The following is a 20078-nucleotide window of genomic DNA, read 5'->3' as shown; positions in this document are numbered from 1 at the left end:
ATGGAGCTCGGAACTCGACGGATGGAGCTCGGAGCTCCACAGTTGGCGTTCTGAACCCCATGCGCGGGGAGGCGCGCCGCTTACAGGAACATTCCACCCGATGCCTCAATGCGCTGGGCGTTGATCCAGCGGTTGTCCGGCGACAGCAGCGAGGCCACCACGCCACCAATGTCATCCGGCACACCAGCGCGGCCGAGCGCAGTATTGGATGCCACCATCGCGTTCAAATCGGCGTTGTCACGGACGGCACCGCCGCCAAAGTCCGTCTCGATGGCGCCCGGCGCCACCACGTTCACTGCAATGCCGCGCGGGCCGAGTTCTTTGGCGAGGTAACGCGTGAGCACCTCCACCGCACCCTTCATCGCCGCATACGCGCCGTAGCCCGGCAGCGCAAAGCGCGCGAGACCCGACGAGACATTGACGATGCGGCCGCCGTCGGCCATGAGCGGCAGCAGAATCTGCGTGAGGAAGAACACGCCTTTGAAGTGCACGTTCATCAGTTCGTCGAACTGGGCTTCGGTGGTTTCGGCCACTGCGGCGTACACCCCCATGCCGGCGTTGTTGACGAGGTAATCGAAGCGCTCGGCCTTCCACTGTGCCAGCACACCGCGCACGGCATCAGCAAAGGCGGGGAACGTGGCGATCTTGCCGGCGTCGAGCTGCAAGGCGGCGGCGCGACGGCCCTGGGCAGTCAGTTCAGCGACCAGGGCATCGGCTTCAGCGCGGTTGCTTCGGTACGTAAAGATGACGTCGGTGCCGCGCTGGGCAAGCTTCTGCACCATGTTCTTGCCAAGGCCGCGGCTGCCGCCGGTGATGATGGCGATGGGGGTGTGGGACTGTGTCATGTCTGCTCTCCGGTTGGGTTTGGGGTGTCGAACACCGTGAGAACATGGTATTGGGCGACTAAAAAAGAATAAATCTCGCCTATCCTATCTCTGTGTTTGTCCACAGATAACAATCAATCCGCCCGTCATGTCCGCCAATCGACTCGAAGCCATGCAGATCTTTGTGCGCGTGGCCGAACTTGCCAGCTTCACGCGCGCAGCAGAAGCCCTGAGCATTCCCAAACCGGCCGCCTCGGTGGCGGTGCAGCAGCTGGAAACGATGCTCGGCACGCGCCTGCTCCACCGGACCACACGCAAGGTGCAGCTCACGCAAGACGGCCAGACCTTCTACGAGCGCTGCCAAGACCTCCTGGCCGACATGGACGAGCTGCAGACCATGTTCCGCCAAAGCCCTCAGGCGCTGCGCGGCCGGCTGCGTGTAGACATGCCGGTGGGCGTTGCACGCCGCATCGTCATCCCCGCCCTGCCCGCGCTGCTCGACGCGCACCCTGAGCTGGAAATCGAACTCTCCAGCACAGACCGCCGCGTGGACCCGGTGCGTGAAGGCTTCGACTGCGTATTGCGCATCGGCAACCTGACCGACAGCAGCCTCATCGCGCGCCCGCTCGGCCAATTGCATCAGGTCAACTGCGCGAGCCCCAGTTACATCGCACGCCACGGCATGCCGAAAACGCTCGAAGACCTCGATCACCATCGCATCGTCCATTACGTGCAGACGTTGGGCACGAAGTCGCCGGGGTGGGAATACACGGTGGATGGCCGCTCCGCATTCCGGCCGATGAAGGGCGCGGTGACCGTCAGCTCAGCCGAGAGCTACGACGCTGCGTGCCGCGCGGGGCTCGGGATGATCCAGGCGCCCGTGTATGCGGGGCTGTCGTCGGCGATTGCGGACGGTACGCTGGTGGAGGTGATGCCCGATTTTCGGCCGCTGCCGATGCCGGTGTCGCTGGTGTACCCGAACCGGCGAAATCTGCCGGTGCGGGCACAGGTGTTCATGAACTGGATGGCAGAGCTGTTGGCGCCGTACCTGGAAACGGCATCGAGCGGGCGATAGTGTGGGCGGTTACGGCCCGCCCACACACGCATCACGCTACTGTGCCGGTTTGTCGCTGCGCTTTTTCAGGTTGGCGCGTAGCGCATCGCTCATCGCCATGTCGAGGTTTGCGCCAGCCGGCGGGATGGGTGACTCGAACCATTTCTTGTACAGCGCTGTGAACTCGCCGGATTTCATGAGGCGCGTGATGGTTGCATCAACGAGCCGCTTGAAGGCAGGGTCGCCCTTGCGGACCATGCAGGCGTACGGCTCGACCTGCAGGGTTTCCGCCACGACTTCCAGCGCAGCCGGATTCGCAGAATTGGCACGCAGGCCGTACAGCAACACATCGTCCAGCGCCAATGCCGACGCTCGGCCGGTTTCCACAAGCTTCAGCCCGTCTGCATAGTCCTTGCCGGAGATGATCTGGACGTCGATGTTGTGGTCGACGGCAAATTTCTTCAGCACCTTCTCGTTCGTGCTGCCGGCTGTGCTGGCGACGGTCTTGTTCGCCAAGTCCGGATAGTTCTTGATGCCCGAATCGCGCTTGGTCAAGAGGCGCGTTCCCGCGTAGAAGAAGTTGATGGAGAAGGCCACCTCCTTGCCCCGCGCGCTGGTGTTGGTGGTCGATCCGCATTCGAGGTCGTAGGTGCCATTGACCAGAAGCGGAATCCGATTCGTGCCAGTCACTGGAATCGAATCGACCTGCAGAGATGGTTTCTTCAATCGTGCGCGCACATCGTCGACGATGGCTTGCGTCAGATCGACCGAAAATCCGACGGCCTTGTTCGGGGCCAGCAGATAGCTGAACGGAACCGCCGCTTCACGATAGCCAACCGTGATCTTGTCTGCCGCTGCGATCTTTTCCAGAGTCTGTGCTTGGATGCCCTCCGCAGCCACCGCCAGACCGGCTACGACAAGCGTGGAAGCGAGTGTGCGAATCATGTTCATTTGCGTCTCCGTGGATGCGTCCCGCGCTCTGTTGCTCTGTCGGCTTGTGGCTGCTACAGCCCCCTCTCTACGGAAATCTAGGCGCCATACCGTTCTTGCCATTGATGCAAGTCAACATGCCGCACACGCGTGGTGCAGCGTGAAAAAAAACGCGCCGAGTTGCCCCGGCGCGTTGTTTTTCGATCGATCTAGCGTGCGCTTCGGCACGCCCTGTTCCGTCAGAACCTGTGGTTGACCCGCACGTAGGCGGACTGCGCAGACACATGGCTCGTGTTGATGGTGGCATCAATACCCAAGGACACCGTGGTCGCCTTGGCGGCCTGGAGCGTGACGCTGGCCCCGGTGGTCAGGAACGAACGCGGCAGGTCGGTGCCGGGGGCGGCGAACACGGTGCCGTCCTGGCTCTGGACCTGGACGACGCGGCCAGCGTTCATCAGCTCGTGCGCGTAGCCCAAGCGAAGCTGCACGTTGACCGGGCGCACATCGCCGAAGGCCTTGTCGAGCGTGACACCCACATACGGCTGAAGACTGCGCGCGCTGTCCGGCCCGACTTGCAGGTTCTGGCCGTTGGCGCCGTTCTCGCCGAAGCCGCTGCCGCGCACGTACGCATATCGGAGGCCCACATGCGGCGCGAGCCGGATGCCGCTCATCATCTCCAGGGGCAAGCTGGCTTGCGTGGCGGCAGTGAATTCGTGCGCCAGATGGTCGCCCTCGGCGGTACCGACGCTGCCGAACGGTCGCTTCTGCGAGAAGAAATCAAGCCCGTAGCCGACCGTGGCCGACAGGTTGACGGCACCCATCGGCTGCGCCCCGTAAAGTGCCACACGCAGGGTGTCGATGGCGCCCGATGCGCCGGTGGTGTCTTCGCCCAGCGTGGTGTGCGTGTAGCCGCCCGCCGCGCCCACGGTGGCAGCGCCAAGGCGACCCTCCGCGCCCGCGAGGAACCCATAGGCGTGCGTGAGGAAGCCCGGCGCATTCCCCGTACCGCCCACCTTCGTACTGGAGCCGCTGGCCGTCACCCACACATCCTTGGAACCACTGGGGGCGTCCTGCGGCCCCGACAACCGGCCGAGCAGCGTTGAGTTGACGCCCTGTGCCTGCAGCAGTGCTGTCGTACCCAGCGCCGTATAGATGGAGGTCTTGGTCGGTGCCACGACGGTCGGGCTGCCGGGGGTGCCGGGCGCTGCTGCTTCTGCGAGCAGCACGTCGACCGCATTCGTTCCGTAGTCCACGGATGTCTGCAACGTGCCAAGGTTGGCTCCTGCCGTTGCTGTGCTGACGTTTGCGAAGCGCCCCGTCACGCCACTGGCTGCGCTCAGCACGGTGTAGCGGCGGGCGGTATAGGTGCCCGGATCGAACACGATGGCCAGCGAGCCGCCGAGCACTGCCGCACCGCCCACGCGCAGTTGCGATGCGTCCGTGGGGCTGACTTCGATGGCGAGCGTCCCAGTCGAGCCTTGGGTGTAATTGCCGCCGACGGACAACGTTCCAATGGAGCCGCCCGGCGCGACCACCCCGCTGCTGCTCACGTCGCCCGAGACCGTGCCGTGGCCGCGCAGCGTGCCAAGCGCGTTCACCAGGACATTGCCGCCAAGCACAGCACCGGCGTTTGCCGCATCGCCGACCGCCAGCGTGCCGCCCGCTACCGTGGTCGACCCGGCGAAGCCGCTACTGACGCCATTGAGCGTGAGCGTGCCCGTGCCCTGCTTGATCAACGCGCCGTTGCCGCTCAGGCTACCGCTAAAGGTTTGAGACGAGTCGTCAGCCAGCGTGAGCGCGCCGCCCAGCACCACGCGGCTACCCGCGACGCCGGAGAGGTGCGCCACCGTCTGGCTGACGCCAGCAGACAAATCGAGCGCCGAACTTGTCCCCGTGAGCGTGACCGTCGTTGCCGACGCCAGGCAGCCAGCACCCGACAGCGCCAGCGTGCCGGCGTTGATCGTCGTTGCCCCGCTATAGGTGTTCACGCCAGACAGTGTTTGCGTGCCGCCATCCAGTGTGAGGCCGCCCGTACCACCGATCGCGCCGCTGAACGTGCCGGAGGCACTCGCCAAGGTGAGCGTCCGCCCGCCCAGCGAGACTGCACCGGAGCCCGTCAGTGCGTTGATGGTGGCGCCGGAGGTCATCCCAGAAATATCAAACGTGCCGTTGTTGACTACGCCCGATGACGCCGCAATGCTGCCTGCACCCGACAACGCGAGCGTGCCCGCGTTGATGGTCGTTGCGCCGGTAAAGACGTTTGTGCTCGACAGCGTTTGCGTGCCACCGCTGACTGTAAGGCCTCCCGCTCCGCCAATCGCACCGCTGAATGTGCCGGCTGCATTGGCCAGCGTCAGCGTCTGGCCACCCAGGCCAACGGTGCCCGTGCCCGTCAGGGTGCTGATGGTGGCGCCGGAGGTCGTCCCAGAAATATCAAACGTGCCGTTGTTGACCACCCCGCCGGAGGTCGCAATGCTGCCTGCACCCGATAGCGCTAGCGTGCCCGCGTTGATGGTCGTTGCGCCGGTAAAGACGTTTGTGCTCGACAGCGTTTGCGTGCCACCCGCCACCGTGAGCCCGCCTGCGCCGCCGATAACGCCGCTGAACGTGCCGGCGGCGTTGGACAAGGTCAAGGTCTTGCCGCCCAGAGCCACCGCGCCCGTGCCGGTCAGTGCGCGGATGGTGGCGCCGGACGTCGTCGCAGAGATATCGAAGGTGCCGTTGTTGACCACGCCCGAGGACGCCGCAATGCTGCCGGCCCCCGACAGCGCGAGCGTGCCCGCGTTGATGGTCGTGCTACCGGCATAGCCCGCCGTGCCCGAGATGGTCAACGTGCCAGCCCCCGCCTGCACCAGATTGCCGGTGCCGCTGATGGTGCCGGCGTAGGTCACCGCATCGCTGCGGTTGAAAGCCAGTGTGCCGTTGTTGACGATATTGCCCGCCACCGAGCCCGTGGTCCCGCCGTTGCCGATCTGCAGCGTGCCGGCGGTGATGGTGGTATCGCCCGTATAGGTGTTGTTGCCCGTCAGCGTGATCGTTCGGCTGCCGGTAACGGCCGCGCTGCCTGCGCCCGATATGACGCCCGACACCACGAGGCTGGTCGTGGTCGCATCGAGCGTGACGCGCGACGTGGCGTCGCCCAGCGTGACGTTGTTGGACAGCGAGAGGCCTGCACTGCCAGCCGTGATCTTGGCTGCTGCCCCCGCCGCCACGTCGAGGTTGCCGATGATGTTGGAACCCGTCAGCAGTTGCAGCGTGTTGTTCGCCCCGTTGAACTGGATGGCAGCCGCCCGCGTGACACCGTCGCTGTACAGCCCACCGCTGATGGTGCCGCCATTGACGATGACGTCACCGTTGGAAATGACGCCCACGCCCGCGGCACCGCCATTGCCGGCCCCGCCAGTGATCGTGCCGACGTTGGAAAGCACGTTGAACCCGGCAGACAGATTGACGCCCGCGCCGCTGGTCCCGGCCGTGCTGCCGCCGCCACCACTGACACCGCCAACGCCGCCCACGATCGTCCCAATGTTGGTCACCTGAGTGCCGGAACCCAAGGTCAGCAACCCATCGCCGCCTCCGCCTCCGCCGCCCGGGTTCCCGCCGCCGCCACCGTTGCCGCCATTGCCGCCGACTAGGGTGCCTTGGTTGTTTACGTCGGCAGCCGGCGTCACAATGACAAACGCTGCGCCGCCTCCGCCGCCGCCTCCGCCGTTGGAGGCTGACCCCGAGGTGCCGGCACCGCCATTTCCGCCGGTGCCGCCCTGCACGGTCACGCCGCCGTTGACAGTGACGCTGGTGCCGGTGGAATACACGCCGGCGCCTCCGCCTCCGCCGCCCCCCGCGAAATTGAATCCATCGAAGCCCTGGCCAGCCCCGCCCTGCGCGTTCGCGTTGATCACGGCATCGCCAGCGAGCACCACATCAGGGGCTCCTCCGGGGCCGCCTTGCCCACTGTCGTTCGTGGCACCGGTACCGCCCGTTCCGCCGGAAGTCGGCCCGCCCGGAACCTGGATAGTGGAGGAGCCTCCACCCAGCGCGGACCCACCACCGCCACCGCCGTTGCCGCTGCCACCATTGCCGCTGCGGTTCGGGATGCCGTTACCGCCGGCGGCGCTGCAGTTTGCGATCGTGCTCGGCGAGCAGGTCGCGGCCCAACCCGGGAGCGCCACACCGGCCAAACCGAGTGACACCCCGATTGAAATGATGGATGCGCGCCGACGGGCGGGCGTCGTGTCAGGGCTGGCGTCAACGCCCCCGTGCGACGCCTTCGTCAGTTCGGACACCACTTGCGGAGCACGCAAGGTGCGGCTCCAGACCAGCCGATAGACCCGGTTCATGTTGATCCCCTCGTTGCATAGACCCATGGGTCGGGCGCTGACCATTGAGAGGCAGGACCGCGGCGCGAGTGACCCATTTTTGTGTTGTCGTTCTCTGGCGCGCCGTCCGGTGGATACCGTTTTTTCGACTTATGGATCGGGGCGCATGCGCGCGAAATATAACATTTGCCTAGGTAATATTGCCCTGGCCATCGGTAAGCCCTGCTGTGCCGGGTCTGCTGCCCTCGCCAAGGGCAAAAAAAAAACGCGCCGAGTCACCCCGGCGCGTTTTTTACTGGTGCAGCAGGCAGGTCAGCCCATCCACTTGCGGGCATTGCGGAACATCCGCATCCACGGGCTGCTGCCGTCGCCGGCGGTTTCCCATTCCTTCGGATGCCAGCTCATCTGCACGGCGCGGAACACGCGCTCCGGGTGCGGCATCAGCGCGGTAAAGCGGCCGTCGTGCGTCGTCACCGAGGCAATGCCCTGCGGCGAGCCGTTCGGGTTCAACGGATATGTCTGCGTGACTTCGCCGCGGTTGTCGACGTAGCGCAGGCCAACGGCCACTTTGCCGATGTCGCCCTGCTGGGAGAAATCGGCATAACCTTCGCCGTGCGCGACGACGATGGGAATGCGGCTGCCTTCCATGCCCGCGTAGAAAATCGACGGGGATGCTTCGACCTGCACAGTCACCAGACGGCCTTCATACTGTTCCGACTGGTTGCGCGTGAACTTCGGCCATGCGCCGGCGCCCGGGATGATCGGTGCGAGGTTCGCCATCATCTGGCAGCCGTTGCACACGCCCAGCGCGATCGAATCGGTGCGGTTGAAGAACGCCGCAAACTGCTCGGCCAGCATGCTGTTGAAGAGGATCGTCTTCGCCCAGCCTTCACCCGCACCCAGCACGTCGCCGTAGCTGAAGCCGCCGCAGGCAACGAACCCCTTGAAGCCGGCGAGCGTGGTGCGGCCAGCCAGCAGATCGCTCATGTGGACGTCGTAAGTGTCGAAGCCGGCCTTGTCCATCGCGTAGGCCATTTCGACCTGCGAGTTCACGCCCTGCTCGCGCAGGATCGCCATGCGCGGGCGGGCACCCGTGGCGATGAACGGTGCGGCCACGTCTTCCGCAATGTCGAACGTGAGCTTGGGCGAGATGCCCGGGTCTTGCGCGTCGAGAATGCGGTCGTACTCGCTCTGCGTGCACTCGGGGTTGTCGCGCAGGCTGGCGATGCGCCAGGAGACGTCCGTCCACGTGCGTTGCAGTTCCGTGCGCTGCGCGCTGAACACCTTCTTGGCGTCGCGCCAGATTTCGATGTGGTCGTTGGCGTTAGGTGCGCCGATCACGTGGCTGCAGCCGGCCAGGCCGTGCTCGCGCAGCACCGCGAACACAGCGTCGCGCTGAGCCAGGGGCACCTGGATGACGGCGCCAAGCTCTTCGGCAAACAGCGCACGCAGCGTCAGGTCGGCACGGCGGCCGGAGACTTGCTGCGCCCAGTTCTTGGCGTCGCCGTAGTCGGACTCATGTGCGCCGTCGAGCGTGAGCATGTCGACGTTGATCGACACACCGCAGTGCCCGGCGAAAGCCATTTCGCAGACGGTCGCCCACAGGCCGCCGTCCGAGCGGTCGTGATACGCCAGCAGCGAGCCGGTCGCGTTCAGTTGCTGGATGGCGGCGAAGAAGCGCTTGAGGTCTTCGGCGTCGTCTACGTCGGGCACGCTGTTGCCGATCTGCTCCGTGACCTGCGCCAGGATGCTGCCGCCCATGCGGTTCTTGCCGCGGCCCAGGTCAATCAGGATCAGCGTGGTGTCGGCCGGCGCATTGGCCGATTCAACCTGCTTGAGTTGCGGCGTGAGCGTCTTGCGCACATCCGTCACCGGCGCGAAAGCCGAGACGATGAGCGACACGGGCGCAACCACTTCCTTCGCTGCGCCCTCGTCTTCCCACTTGGTGCGCATCGACAACGAATCCTTGCCCACCGGAATGCTGATGCCCAGCGCCGGGCACAGCTCCATGCCGACGGCCTTGACGGTGTCGTACAGGCGGGCGTCTTCACCGTTCACGCCGCAGGCAGCCATCCAGTTGGCCGACAGCTTGAGCTGCGTGAGCGAGTCGATGGGAGCGGCCGCGATGTTCGTGATGGACTCGCCGATGGCCATGCGACCCGACGCGGGTGCGTTGATGACGGCCAGCGGCGTGCGCTCGCCCATCGTCATCGCCTCGCCGGCGTAGCCCTTGTAGTCCAGCGTGGTGACGGCCACGTCGGCCACCGGCACCTGCCACGGGCCGACCATCTGGTCGCGCGTGTTCAGGCCGCCAACGGTGCGGTCGCCAATGGTGATGAGGAACGACTTGCTGGCAACGGTCGGGTGGCGCAGCACGTCGCGCGCGACGACTTCCAGGTCAAGGCCGGTGACATCGACTTCCGGAAATTCCTGCGCCACGCGACGCACATCACGGTGCATGCGCGGCGGCTTGCCGAGCAGCACGTCCATCGGCATGTTGACGGGGAAGTGCTCGGCGACGTCGGGGGCAGTGTCGCCGTCGACGACTTGCAGTTGCTGTTCATCCGTGGCGAAACCGACCACCGAAAACGGCGCGCGCTCGCGCTCGCACATGGCCTGGAAGCGCGGGAAATCGCCGGGGGCAATCGCCAACGTGTAGCGCTCTTGCGATTCGTTGCACCAGATTTCCGCCGGGGAGAGCCCCGACTCTTCCAGATGCACCTGGCGCAGGTCGAAGCGCGCGCCCTTCTCGGCGCCGTCGACGATTTCAGGGAAGGCGTTGGAGATGCCGCCGGCGCCCACGTCGTGGATCGACAGGATCGGGTTGTCTTCGCCCAGTGCCCAGCACGCATTGATGACTTCCTGCGCGCGGCGCTGCATTTCGGGGTTGCCGCGCTGGACGGAATCGAAGTCCAGGTCAGCGGTATTGGTGCCGGTGGCCATCGAGCTGGCAGCGCCGCCGCCCATGCCGATACGCATGCCGGGGCCGCCAAGTTGGATCAGCAGCGTACCGGCCGGCAGGCCGTGCTTGTGCGTGTGGCCTGCGTCGATATTGCCGATGCCGCCGGCAATCATGATCGGCTTGTGATAGCCGCGCACGGTGCCGCCGACGTTTTGCTCGTAGACGCGGAAATAGCCGCCCAGGTTGGGCCGGCCAAATTCGTTGTTGAAGGCAGCGCCGCCGATCGGGCCTTCAATCATGATCTGCAGCGGCGAAGCGATGCGGTCCGGCTTGCCGACGGGGCCTGGTGCGGCTTCATTCGGGTTGCGGTGTGCCACGGGTTGCGCCGTATCGCGGGCGTTTTCCCACGATTGCACGGCTTCCGGCAGCAGCAGGTTCGACACGGTAAAGCCGGTCAGGCCCGCCTTGGGCTTGGCGCCGCGGCCCGTTGCACCTTCGTCGCGGATTTCACCGCCCGCGCCGGTCGACGCACCCGGGAACGGCGAAATGGCCGTCGGGTGGTTGTGCGTCTCCACCTTCATGAGCGTGTGCGTGAGCGCTTCGCGGCGGCCGTATTGCGGCACGCCCGTCTCGCCTTCCGTGCCTGCGTGCGGGAACCAGCGCTCGGCCATGCCGCCTTCCATCACGGCGGCGTTGTCCGAATACGCGACGATCGTGCCCTGCGGCGCGAGCTGGTGCGTGTTGCGGATCATCGCGAAGAGCGACTTGTCCTGCGTCTCGCCGTCGATGGTCCAGTCGGCGTTGAAGATCTTGTGGCGGCAGTGCTCGCTGTTGGCCTGCGCGAACATCATCAGCTCGACGTCGGTCGGGTTGCGTTCGAGCTTGCGGTAGGCGTCGACCAGATAGTCGATTTCATCATCGGACAGGGCCAGGCCCATCTCGACGTTGGCGGCTTCCAGCGCACGACGTCCAGCATCATGGCCGCCCCCAATGTCCACAAAGCGCAATGCCTTGGCGGGCAACACGTCGAACAGGCCGTAGCCGGCTTCGCGCGAGTCGATGACCGTTTCGGTCATGCGGTCGTGCAAATGCTCGGCCACGGCGGCGCGGGTGGCGTCGTCCAGGTGCTTAGCAGCACCGGTCAGGCTGCGGATGAGGCCCTTCTTGCACGTGACGGTAAATTCCACGCCGCGCTCGATGCGATGAATTTGCGGCAGTGCGCAGTGGCGGGCGATTTCCGTTGCCTTGCTGGCCCACGGCGAGATCGTGCCGAAGCGCGGGATCACCACAAAGCGGTCGCCCTCGACATCGGCCGGGGCTGGCGAACCGTAGGTCAGCAGCGCTTGCACACGGGCAGATTCATCGGCCGACAGCGGCGTGTCGGCGGCCACGAAATGCAGGTATTGGGCACTGACGGCATCGATATCGGGATCGATGCGCTTGAGGGTGGAAAGCAGGCGTTGCTGACGGAAGGCGGACAGCGCGAGAGCGCCGGGAAAGCACGAGAAATGCGCCATGGTGGGCAAGGCAGGCAGTAGCTGGAAGAGGAGGTCCCCGGCGTGCGCGGGGAAACCGCTATTGTACCTTGCCCTGCCCGCGTTACCGACCCTCAAATCGGCCGAAAATGGCGCTGCCTCGGCTGCAACCGACTGCAAACGCCCGTTTTACAGCGACGTGGCGGACCGCGCTGCCTGCTCGTACAGGCCCGTCAGCACGCGCAGCAGGCGCGCCAGTTCGCCAATCTCGGCATTTTCCTCGCCGCCGGGCGAAATATTGCTGGTCAGGCACTGCTCGCGGATTTCGCGGTAGCGGGCGCAGGCCTTTTCGCCAGCTTCAGTCGTGGTGTAGGTGACTTCCTTGCCGTTGCGCGTGCCTTCCACCAACTCCATCCCCTGCAGCTTCTTGAGCGAATACGTCACAAGGTGGGTGTCTTCCACGTTGAGCACGAAGCAGATGTCGGCCAGGCGCTTGGCGCGGCCGCGGTGGTTGACGTGGTGCACAACCAGCACATCGAGGAAGGTCAGGTCGCGCACGCCGGCGGCTGCCATGCAGCGCACGCACCAGCGGTTGTAGGCGTTGTAGGCGGTATTGAGCGCAAACTCGAACTCCGACAGTTCTGGGCTTCGCGCCGACACCAGGTGTGACGAAGACACGATCGGCCCGCCCTTGCCTGCGTCCTCATTGGCTGCGGATTGCGGCAGATCAGCTTTCGGGGTGGTCGGCGATTTGGACATTGCAACGGGCTGAGAAAGGACCGGAAACGCGGGCTATTGTAAGAGAATAGATCGTCATGTCTGCACAGTGGAAAGCGTAGTTGCCATGTCCTCACACCCCGCCTGGCGCGAAATCCTGATCGACGGTGCCCTGGCCGCACACACCGGCGCCGACCTGCTCTTCGGCACGGCCGGCATCCGCGCACTGGAAGCGGCGGCGTACCGATCCCTCGAACCCTTCGCCCTGATGGCGCGCGCGGGCGAAGCTGCCGCCGATTGGCTACAGACGCGCGCGCCACATGGGCACGTGCTGCTCGTTGCCGGCCCAGGCAACAACGGTGGCGATGCGCTCGTTGCGGCGACGGTGCTGCATCTGGCCGGGCGCGCCGTCACGGTGTGGCTTGCCGCAGACCCGGCCAAGCTGCCCGACGATGCGCGCCGCGCGTGGACGGAGGCTTGTGCCGCTAATGTCCCCATCGAACGTCTGCACACGACGGCTTCGGTGCCGGCCCCCACCTCCGCCATCGTCGACGGCCTTTTTGGTATCGGACTCGGCCGGCCGTTGACGGGATTGCATGCGGCGCTGGTCGACACCATCAACGCCAGCGGCCTGCCGGTGTACGCACTGGACATTCCCTCGGGCCTGAATGGCGATACGGGCCAGCCGCCCGCGCCAGATTCACCTGTTATCCAGGCGCGCGCCACCATCACCTTTCTCGCCGTCAAGCCGGGCTTGCTGACGGGCGATGGCCGCGATGCCGCCGGTGACATTGCGCTGGCCGACCTGCAAGCCGCGCAGGCCGCTTATGACGGCGTGATTGAAGCGGACGCCTTCGTCAACGCGCCGTCACGCTGGCTCGCGCACGTGCCGCGCCGCCGGCATAACGGCCACAAGGGCACATACGGCAGCGTGGCAATCGTGGGGGGCGCGACCGGTATGGTCGGGGCGCCGCTGCTATCCGCGCGCGGCGCGCTCTATCTGGGCGCGGGCAAGGTGCACGTGGTCTCCCTTGCCACCGATGCACCGCGTGTCGACCCCGCGCAACCTGAATTGATGCTGCACACCTGGGGCACCCTCGATCTGGGCGGCATGCAGGCGCTGGCCGTGGGCCCCGGCATGGGCATCGGCAAAGAGTCAGAAGGCGCGCTCGAACATCTGCTGGACCGCATGCTCTCGGCGCGCACGCCTGCTGTGTTCGATGCCGATGCACTCAACCTGTTTGCGAAAACGCCAGCCCTGCTCGCGCGCCTCACACAACTTGCCGGAAGCGATGTCCCGCTGGTACTGACACCGCATCCGCTGGAAGCCGCGCGCCTGCTGCATACCGATGCGCACGCCGTCCAGCAGGATCGACTTGCCGCCGCCAAGGCGCTTGTCAATCGGACGGGTGCGGTGGTCGTGCTCAAGGGCTCGGGCACGGTTATCGCGGCGCCGGGCATCCCGCCAGCCGTCAACCCCACCGGCAACGGCGGACTCGCCACCGGTGGTACAGGCGATGTGTTGACCGGCATGATCGGCGCATTGCTTGCGCAAGGCATGGGTGCGCGCGAAGCCGCACTCGCGGCCGTGTGGCTGCACGGGCGCGCCGCCGACGATCTTGTCCAGGCGGGCGTCGGCCCCATCGGCTTGCACGCCAGCGAGCTATGCGCGCCGGCACGACGTGCGCTCAACGCCCTGCTGGCGTCGGACGTTCGCCGATAGAAAGGCGTCATACAGCGCCGTTATACTGCGCATTCGCTTTCCCGCACCCACCTCACGTCACATCACGCCGTATGCCCACAGCCCTACCCGCCTGGCAGTCCCTGACGCAACATGCTGAATCGATTCGCGCGACGCATATGCGCAACTGGTTTGCTGCGCCGGACGCCGAGGAACGGGTACGCGCCTTCACGCTGGAAGCGGCTGGCCTGACGGTGGACTACTCAAAAAACCGCATTACCCCTGAGACGCTCGCCCTGCTGCTGCAACTGGCCGACGAGGCCGGCGTGCTCACACTGCGTGATGCCATGCTGCGCGGCGACCGCATCAACAACACCGAGCACCGCTCCGTCTTGCACATGGCCCTGCGCGGACAAGCGGAAGACAACTATCGCTCCGACGGCGAGCCCGTCATGCCCGAAGTGCTGCGCGTGCGGGCCCAGATGCACGACTTCGCCAACCGCGTGCATGGCGGCACTTGGACGGGCCATTCCGGCCAGCGCATCACGGACATCGTCAACATCGGCATTGGCGGTTCGGACCTCGGCCCGCGCATGGTGTGCCGCGCGCTCGACCACCTTGCCGTGCCGCAGGTGCGCGTACATTTCGTCTCCAACGTCGATGGCACGGACCTGGCCGAAACACTCGACCACCTGAACCCGGACACCACGCTCGCCATCGTCTGCTCGAAGACGTTCACCACGCTCGAGACAATGGCCAACGCGCACAGCATGCGCCGCTGGTTTGTCGAGCATGGCGTGGCCGAAAGCCAGCTCAAGCACCACTTTGTCGCCGTCTCCACCAACCGCGAGGCGGTCGTCCAGTTCGGCATCGACCCGGACAATATGTTCACGTTCTGGGATTGGGTTGGCGGGCGGTTCTCGCTGTGGTCGGCGGTGGGCCTGTCTATCGTGCTGGCGATCGGGCCGCAGCAATTTGAAGCGATGCTCGACGGCGCGCGCGCGATGGACCGTCACTTCGCCACAGCCGCGCCGCGTGAAAACCTGCCGCTCATTCTCGGGATGTTGTCGGTCTGGTATCGCGGCTTCTTCGACGCGGCGAGCGCCTGTACCGTGCCCTACTGCGCGCCACTGGAGCTGCTGACCGACTTCATGCAACAGCTGGAGATGGAGAGCAACGGCAAATCCGTCCAGCGGACCGGCGCAGCCATCGATACCGACACCGGCCCCATCGTCTGGGGCACGGCCGGTACCAACGGACAGCATGCGTATTTCCAGCTGATCCACCAAGGCTCGCAGATCGTGCCGGTGGATTTCATCACCACGCTGGAGCCGGTGCGCAGCCTGCCCGGCCATCACGCCAAACTGCTCGCAAACTGCTTCGCGCAGGGCGAGGCGCTCCTGCTCGGCCGCACCGCGGATGAAGTCCGCGCGGGTGGCGTCACCGACGAAGCACTCGTGCCGCACATGGTGTTCGAAGGCAATCGCCCGAGCACGACCATCCTGATGGAACGGCTCGACGCCGCGTCATTCGGCGCGCTCATTGCCTGCGCCGAGCACCGCACCTTCGTGCAGGGCGCGGTCTGGAACATCAACTCGTTCGATCAGTGGGGCGTGGAGCTTGGCAAGAAACTCGCCAAGCCGATCCAGGCAGAGCTGGAAGGTGCGCCAGCCTCTGTGGCGCATGACGCGTCGACGGCGGCGTTGATCCGCCGCGCCAAAGCCGCACTCTGACGCAAACGTTCAGAGTTCGGTAACGGTCTCGTCGCCGACGAGATGCCCGGCTTCGATGGTGAGAATGCGGCTGCAACGCGCCGCGACGGAGCGGTCGTGCGTCACCAGCACCAGCGTGGAGCCGGCACTGCGGTTGAGTTCGAACATCAGCGCGATAACGGCCTCTCCCGTGGCGGTGTCGAGACTCCCTGTCGGCTCGTCGGCAAAGAGAATGTCGGGCTCGGTCACGAACGCGCGTGCCAGGGCCACACGCTGCTGCTCGCCACCGGACAGCGTCTTCGGATAGTGCGAGAGCCGTGCTCCCAGGCCGACGCGCTCCAGCAGAACCGTGGCGCGACGGCGCATTTCCGCGGTGCTGACATCGCCCTGCAACTCCAACGGCAGCATCACGTTCTCAAGCGCCGTCAGATGTGGCAGCAGCTGGAACGACTGGAAGACAAAGCCTACGTGGCTGCCGCGCACGGCCGCGCGACCATCCTCATCCAACTTGAACAGGTCGTTGCCCAGCAGCTTGACCGAACCCGATGTCGGCAAGTCCAGGCCTGCGAGCAAACCAAGCAGCGTCGATTTGCCCGAGCCGGAAGCGCCAACAATGGCCAGTGTCTCGCCCCGTTCCACACGGAAGGCAACATCGCTCAGAATAGGCAACTCACCGGTGGCATCGCGCACAGTCTTGTGCAGCGAATCGACATCAATCACCCAGGTAGCGGAAGACGACATGATTGGACTGGTAGGTAGTAGAAGGCGCAGCGTGAAGTCACTTGTAGCAGCACTTGGCTGCACAGTGTTTGGCATGCTGCCATTCGCACAGACGGCTGCAGCACAAGGCGCGCCGGCATCGCATCGCGTGGTGGTGCTGGGTGACAGCCTGTCGGCCGGATACGGCCTTGCGCAAGGCACAGGCTGGGTCGCGTTGCTCGACAGGCGCCTCAAAGAACGGAAGCCCGATTATAGCGTCGCCAATGCAAGCATCAGCGGCGACACCACGGCCGGCGGCCGCTCACGCCTACCCGCCGTGCTGGCGCGTGAAAAGCCCTCTGTCGTGATCCTCGAACTGGGCGGCAACGATGCGCTGCGCGGCCTCTCCCTCGCCTCCAGCGAAGGCAACATCAAGGCAATGATCGAAGCCTCGCAAGCGACAGGCGCGAAGGTGCTGCTGGTGGGCATGCGCATCCCGCCCAACTACGGCCCGGATTACAGCGAGCGCTTCTTCGCCATGTTCGGCAAGCTGGCGCAGCAGTACAAGCTGCCGCTGGTGCCATTCCTGCTCGAGGGCGTTGCGCAACGGCCGGACTGGTTCCAGGAAGACCGCATCCACCCCATTGCCGCAGCGCAACCGACGATGCTCGATAACGTGTGGCCCAAACTGGAACCTCTTCTCAAAGCGCGGGTCGGAAGATGACAATTCTGCGGCGCCATCAGGTGCATCGGATTTCTAAGTCGAACGCGCGGCCACATCTCACACGGGCGGACACCATGAAGCTTCTGGCAAACGGGCTGCGTGCAGCGCGCGACAACAAGCGGTTCCTGGTCGGCATGTCGTTGCTCTTTGCCTTCCGCGCCTGCATTGCCGACTGGGCAGTCGTGCCCAGCGGCTCAATGAACCCGACCCTTATCGAGGGCGACTACATCCTGATGAACCGATTGGCTTACGGTGTGCGCGTACCGGCCACCACCGTCTGGCTCAAGCGCGGCAGCGAGCCGCGACGTGGTGATGTTGTCGTCTTCTCCTCACCGGAAGACGGCACAAAGCTCGTCAAGCGGCTGATCGGTCTACCCGGCGATGTCGTTGAAATGCGCGGCGAAGCGCTCTACATCAACCACCAGCACATCGCCTATACCCCATTGCCGGACGTCGCGCCCGGAGCGTTGCCCCAAGCGACGGCGGCGCTGCCGCACGAACTCTGGTCCGAAGCCCTGCCCGGCCGCGAGCACACGGTGATGGTCTTGCCGGAAGTGCGAGCAGTGCGCAGCTTCGGCCCCATCACCGTCCCTCAAGACCGCTACCTCATGCTGGGCGACAACCGCGACAACAGCCGAGACTCCCGCTACTTCGGCCTCGTGCCGCGCAAGAACCTGATCGCCCGCGCTTCCCACGTGGCACTCTCATTCGATCCGGACCACTTGTACATGCCGCGCCTCGCGCGCATCGGCAAACCGCTGGACTAGTCGCCCGAAAAAAATACGCAAAAAAAAGCCCCCTCGTTGTTGAGGGGGCTTTTTCGTCAGGCTACCTGCTGCGCGCCGTATCAGTCCTCTGCCGTATTGGCAGGTTTGCTGGTGTCAATCACGTTACTGTTGATCTTCACCTTCGAACGCGCCTTCAGTGCTTCGTAGTAGGCGTTGAACTCGGTCTGACCAGCGGCCTGAGCCAGTTGCTGCGCATCGGCAGCACGGCGCGCCTCATCCACATTGGCCGGCGGCAGCACCTTGTTGATGCGATACAGCGCGTAGCCCTGGGCACCGAGGTCGACGCCGATGGTGGCCGGCAGCTTGGTCGCATCGGCGCGCAGGATGGCCGTCAGTGCAGCGGGCGACGTGCCTTGCGCCTGCTGGCGCGAGACGGTTTGTGCGGCGCTGAAGCCATCGGCGCTGTTGCTCTGCTTTACGGCGGCCAGTTTCTCTTCGCCAGCCTTCTTGGCCAGCGCAGCCGCTTGCTCGGCGATCACCTTGGCCTTGACCTGCTCACGCACGTCGGCCAGCTTCTTGACCGTGGCCGGACGATACTCCGCCGCACGCGCCGCAACCAGCGTGGTCGGGCCCACCTGTATGGCGGCCGTATTGCGGTGGTTCTTGATCACGTCGTCTGCGAACAGCGCCTTGACCACCTTGTCATTGCCGATCGGGCTGCCAGACTGCGCCGGGCTCGGCGTGCGGGTCACGTTGTCGGCCGTCTGAATCTGCAGCTTAAGCTTGTCAGCCACCGGCTTCAGGCTGTCGGACTGGTCTTCCACGGTGTTGGAGAACGCATCAGCCAGCTCCGAGTACTTCTTGTTGGCGAGTTGCGTACGCAGTTCGCGTTCAAGCTCCGGCTTGACAGCTTCCAACGGCTGCACGCCGCCGCCCTTCACTTCTTCCAGCTTGATGATGTGAAAACCGAAATCGCTTTGGACCACATCGCTGATGTCACCTGGCTGCTTGAGGGCAAACAGCGCGTTCTCGAACGGAGGCACGGTCGCACCCTTGCCCAGGAAGCCCAACTCGCCGCCCTGCGCAGCCGAACCCGGATCGCCCGAGTACTTCTTGGCCAGTTCGGCAAAGCTCGCGGGGTTCTTGCGCACCTCGGCGAGTACTTCTTCGGCCTTCTTCTTGGCGGTTTCCTTGTCGGCAGGTTTGGCGTTGTCCGGCAGCTTGATCAGGATGTGAGCGGCGCTGCGCTCTTCCTGCGTCTTGAAGCGCGCAGCGTTCTGGTCGTAGTACTCCTTGATCTGCTCAGGCGTGACCGGAATCTGCTTCATCATGTCTTCGCCCGAGAACACGACATACTCGGCCTTGACTTGCTCCGGCACGGAGAACTCCTGCTGGTGCGCGTCGTAATAAGCCTGGATCGCCTTGTCGTCCGGGTTGATCTTTGCAGCATAGTCAGCCGGCTTGAACAGCAGCGCCTGCACTTCACGTTGCTGATCGCGTACCTGGATCAGTCGCTCCACCAGCGACTTCGGCACGAACGCCGACGACACAATCGATTGCGGAATCTGTTGCTGCGACAGCTCGAACCGCAGATTGCCTTCTAACTGCTCGGGCGTCATATTCTGTGCAGCCAGCAGTCGCACGTAGGCTTCCTGGTCGAACGAGCCATCCGGCTTGCGCAGCGCTGCCACGGCCGGAATCTGCAGGATCGTGTCGCGAATCTTCTCGTTCGAGATGGTCAGGTTCGCATGCACGACCTCATTGGCCAGCACGCGTTGCTGGATGATGCCGTCGAGCACATCGCGGCGCATCTGCGGACCTTCGAACTGGCGCGGATCATATTGCGCGCCAAGCATCTGGCGCAGACGCTCTGTCTGCTCGCGCACGCGCGCGTCGACTTCGTTGGTGGAGATGACCTTGCCGTCGACTTTGGCGGCGTCATGCGAGCTGTCCATGAAGCTCGAATAGCTCTGCACACCGAAGAACACGAACGACGGGAACACCAGAATCAGCAGCACCAGAAACATCAAGCGCCGATGCGTACGTACGAAATCAAGCATGCTGGACCGGAGGTGAATGGAAGATGGAAAATCCGGCGATTCTATCAGGTGCCGCCGACATTCCGGACAATCACGGCACAGCGTGCAGACATGACTTGCAACGCATTCGCCGCTGAAAAGACAAAGGCCCGAACGAATCGGGCCTTTGAACAGGATTTTGGCGGAGCGGACGGGACTCGAACCCGCGACCCCCGGCGTGACAGGCCGGTATTCTAACCGACTGAACTACCGCTCCAGATTGGGTCGAACCACCCGA

Annotated in this window: 12 protein-coding genes and 1 tRNA gene; 5 read left to right on the top strand and 8 right to left on the bottom strand. The window is 64.9% G+C overall.

From position 1 onward, the window contains the following. Positions 1-80: 80 nt before the first annotated feature. Positions 81-845, bottom strand: coding sequence for an SDR family NAD(P)-dependent oxidoreductase (locus BG83_RS0104595; protein ID WP_024975611.1), 765 nt, complete (start codon positions 843-845; stop codon positions 81-83). A 127-nt stretch (positions 846-972) separates the two neighbouring features. Here BG83_RS0104595 and BG83_RS0104590 point away from each other — a divergent pair, with 127 nt between their 5' ends. Next, positions 973-1899, top strand: coding sequence for a LysR family transcriptional regulator (locus tag BG83_RS0104590; protein ID WP_024975610.1), 927 nt, complete (start codon positions 973-975; stop codon positions 1897-1899). 36 nt (positions 1900-1935) lie between these two features. Here BG83_RS0104590 and BG83_RS0104585 read toward each other — a convergent pair whose 3' ends face one another. From BG83_RS0104585 to BG83_RS0104570, 4 genes are all read right to left on the bottom strand, one after another. Beyond that, a complete protein-coding gene (locus tag BG83_RS0104585; RefSeq protein WP_024975609.1) occupies positions 1936-2829 on the bottom strand; it encodes a transporter substrate-binding domain-containing protein in 894 nt (297 codons plus the stop codon). Positions 2830-3047: 218 nt separating this feature from the next. Next, a complete protein-coding gene (locus tag BG83_RS0104580; protein WP_024975608.1) occupies positions 3048-7145 on the bottom strand; it encodes an autotransporter domain-containing protein in 4098 nt (1365 codons plus the stop codon). 291 nt (positions 7146-7436) lie between these two features. Next, a complete protein-coding gene (gene purL, locus BG83_RS0104575) occupies positions 7437-11543 on the bottom strand; it encodes a phosphoribosylformylglycinamidine synthase (RefSeq protein ID WP_024975607.1) in 4107 nt (1368 codons plus the stop codon). Between the two features lie 147 nt (positions 11544-11690). Further along, complete coding sequence (locus tag BG83_RS0104570; protein ID WP_024975606.1) at positions 11691-12260, bottom strand: winged helix DNA-binding protein; 570 nt, start codon at positions 12258-12260, stop codon at positions 11691-11693. An 85-nt stretch (positions 12261-12345) separates the two neighbouring features. On the opposite strand from BG83_RS0104570, the gene BG83_RS0104565 reads away from it, so the two are divergent. Both BG83_RS0104565 and pgi read left to right on the top strand, forming a co-directional pair. Continuing rightward, a complete protein-coding gene (locus BG83_RS0104565) occupies positions 12346-13941 on the top strand; it encodes a bifunctional ADP-dependent NAD(P)H-hydrate dehydratase/NAD(P)H-hydrate epimerase (protein WP_024975605.1) in 1596 nt (531 codons plus the stop codon). Positions 13942-14012: 71 nt separating this feature from the next. Then, positions 14013-15632 (top strand): glucose-6-phosphate isomerase, encoded by a 1620-nt coding sequence (pgi, locus tag BG83_RS0104560; protein WP_024975604.1) that lies wholly within the window; start codon positions 14013-14015, stop codon positions 15630-15632. A 9-nt stretch (positions 15633-15641) separates the two neighbouring features. Here pgi and BG83_RS0104555 read toward each other — a convergent pair whose 3' ends face one another. Then, entirely contained in the window at positions 15642-16352 is a 711-nt protein-coding gene (locus BG83_RS0104555; protein WP_024975603.1) for an ABC transporter ATP-binding protein, read from the bottom strand. A 73-nt stretch (positions 16353-16425) separates the two neighbouring features. Between BG83_RS0104555 and BG83_RS0104550 the strand changes: the two genes are divergently transcribed. Continuing rightward, positions 16426-17034: an arylesterase gene (locus BG83_RS0104550; protein WP_037031568.1), complete on the top strand. Its 609-nt coding sequence runs from the start codon at positions 16426-16428 to the stop codon at positions 17032-17034. 74 nt (positions 17035-17108) lie between these two features. Further along, the gene (lepB, locus tag BG83_RS0104545; RefSeq protein ID WP_024975601.1) at positions 17109-17801 is read left to right on the top strand and encodes a signal peptidase I; all 693 of its coding nucleotides are present in this window, start codon (positions 17109-17111) and stop codon (positions 17799-17801) included. An 80-nt stretch (positions 17802-17881) separates the two neighbouring features. On the opposite strand, the gene BG83_RS0104540 is transcribed toward lepB, so the two are convergent. Together BG83_RS0104540 and BG83_RS0104535 are read right to left on the bottom strand one after the other, a co-directional pair. Further along, the gene (locus BG83_RS0104540; protein WP_024975600.1) at positions 17882-19822 is read right to left on the bottom strand and encodes a SurA N-terminal domain-containing protein; all 1941 of its coding nucleotides are present in this window, start codon (positions 19820-19822) and stop codon (positions 17882-17884) included. A 158-nt stretch (positions 19823-19980) separates the two neighbouring features. Beyond that, a tRNA-Asp gene (locus BG83_RS0104535) sits at positions 19981-20057 on the bottom strand. Between the last annotated feature and the right edge of the window lie 21 nt (positions 20058-20078).

It is taken from the genome of Ralstonia pickettii, from assembly GCF_000607165.1.
Classification (GTDB): Bacteria; Pseudomonadota; Gammaproteobacteria; order Burkholderiales; family Burkholderiaceae; genus Ralstonia; species Ralstonia holmesii.
The sequence above is the reverse complement of the archived record's forward strand: the minus strand, read 5'-3'. Positions and strand labels throughout refer to the sequence as shown.

Excerpts from the sequence above, each read along its gene's own strand:
- BG83_RS0104590 (WP_024975610.1), top strand. The coding sequence starts at position 973 with ATGTCCGCCAATCGACTCGAAGCCATGCAGATCTTTGTGCGCGTGGCC.
- pgi (WP_024975604.1), top strand. The coding sequence starts at position 14,013 with ATGCCCACAGCCCTACCCGCCTGGCAGTCCCTGACGCAACATGCTGAA.
- BG83_RS0104595 (WP_024975611.1), bottom strand. The coding sequence starts at position 845 with ATGACACAGTCCCACACCCCCATCGCCATCATCACCGGCGGCAGCCGC.
- BG83_RS0104555 (WP_024975603.1), bottom strand. The coding sequence starts at position 16,352 with ATGTCGTCTTCCGCTACCTGGGTGATTGATGTCGATTCGCTGCACAAG.
- BG83_RS0104580 (WP_024975608.1), bottom strand. The coding sequence starts at position 7,145 with ATGAACCGGGTCTATCGGCTGGTCTGGAGCCGCACCTTGCGTGCTCCG.
- BG83_RS0104585 (WP_024975609.1), bottom strand. The coding sequence starts at position 2,829 with ATGAACATGATTCGCACACTCGCTTCCACGCTTGTCGTAGCCGGTCTG.
- BG83_RS0104570 (WP_024975606.1), bottom strand. The coding sequence starts at position 12,260 with ATGTCCAAATCGCCGACCACCCCGAAAGCTGATCTGCCGCAATCCGCA.
- BG83_RS0104540 (WP_024975600.1), bottom strand. The coding sequence starts at position 19,822 with ATGCTTGATTTCGTACGTACGCATCGGCGCTTGATGTTTCTGGTGCTG.
- lepB (WP_024975601.1), top strand. The coding sequence starts at position 17,109 with ATGAAGCTTCTGGCAAACGGGCTGCGTGCAGCGCGCGACAACAAGCGG.
- purL (WP_024975607.1), bottom strand. The coding sequence starts at position 11,543 with ATGGCGCATTTCTCGTGCTTTCCCGGCGCTCTCGCGCTGTCCGCCTTC.
- BG83_RS0104550 (WP_037031568.1), top strand. The coding sequence starts at position 16,426 with ATGCTGCCATTCGCACAGACGGCTGCAGCACAAGGCGCGCCGGCATCG.
- BG83_RS0104565 (WP_024975605.1), top strand. The coding sequence starts at position 12,346 with ATGTCCTCACACCCCGCCTGGCGCGAAATCCTGATCGACGGTGCCCTG.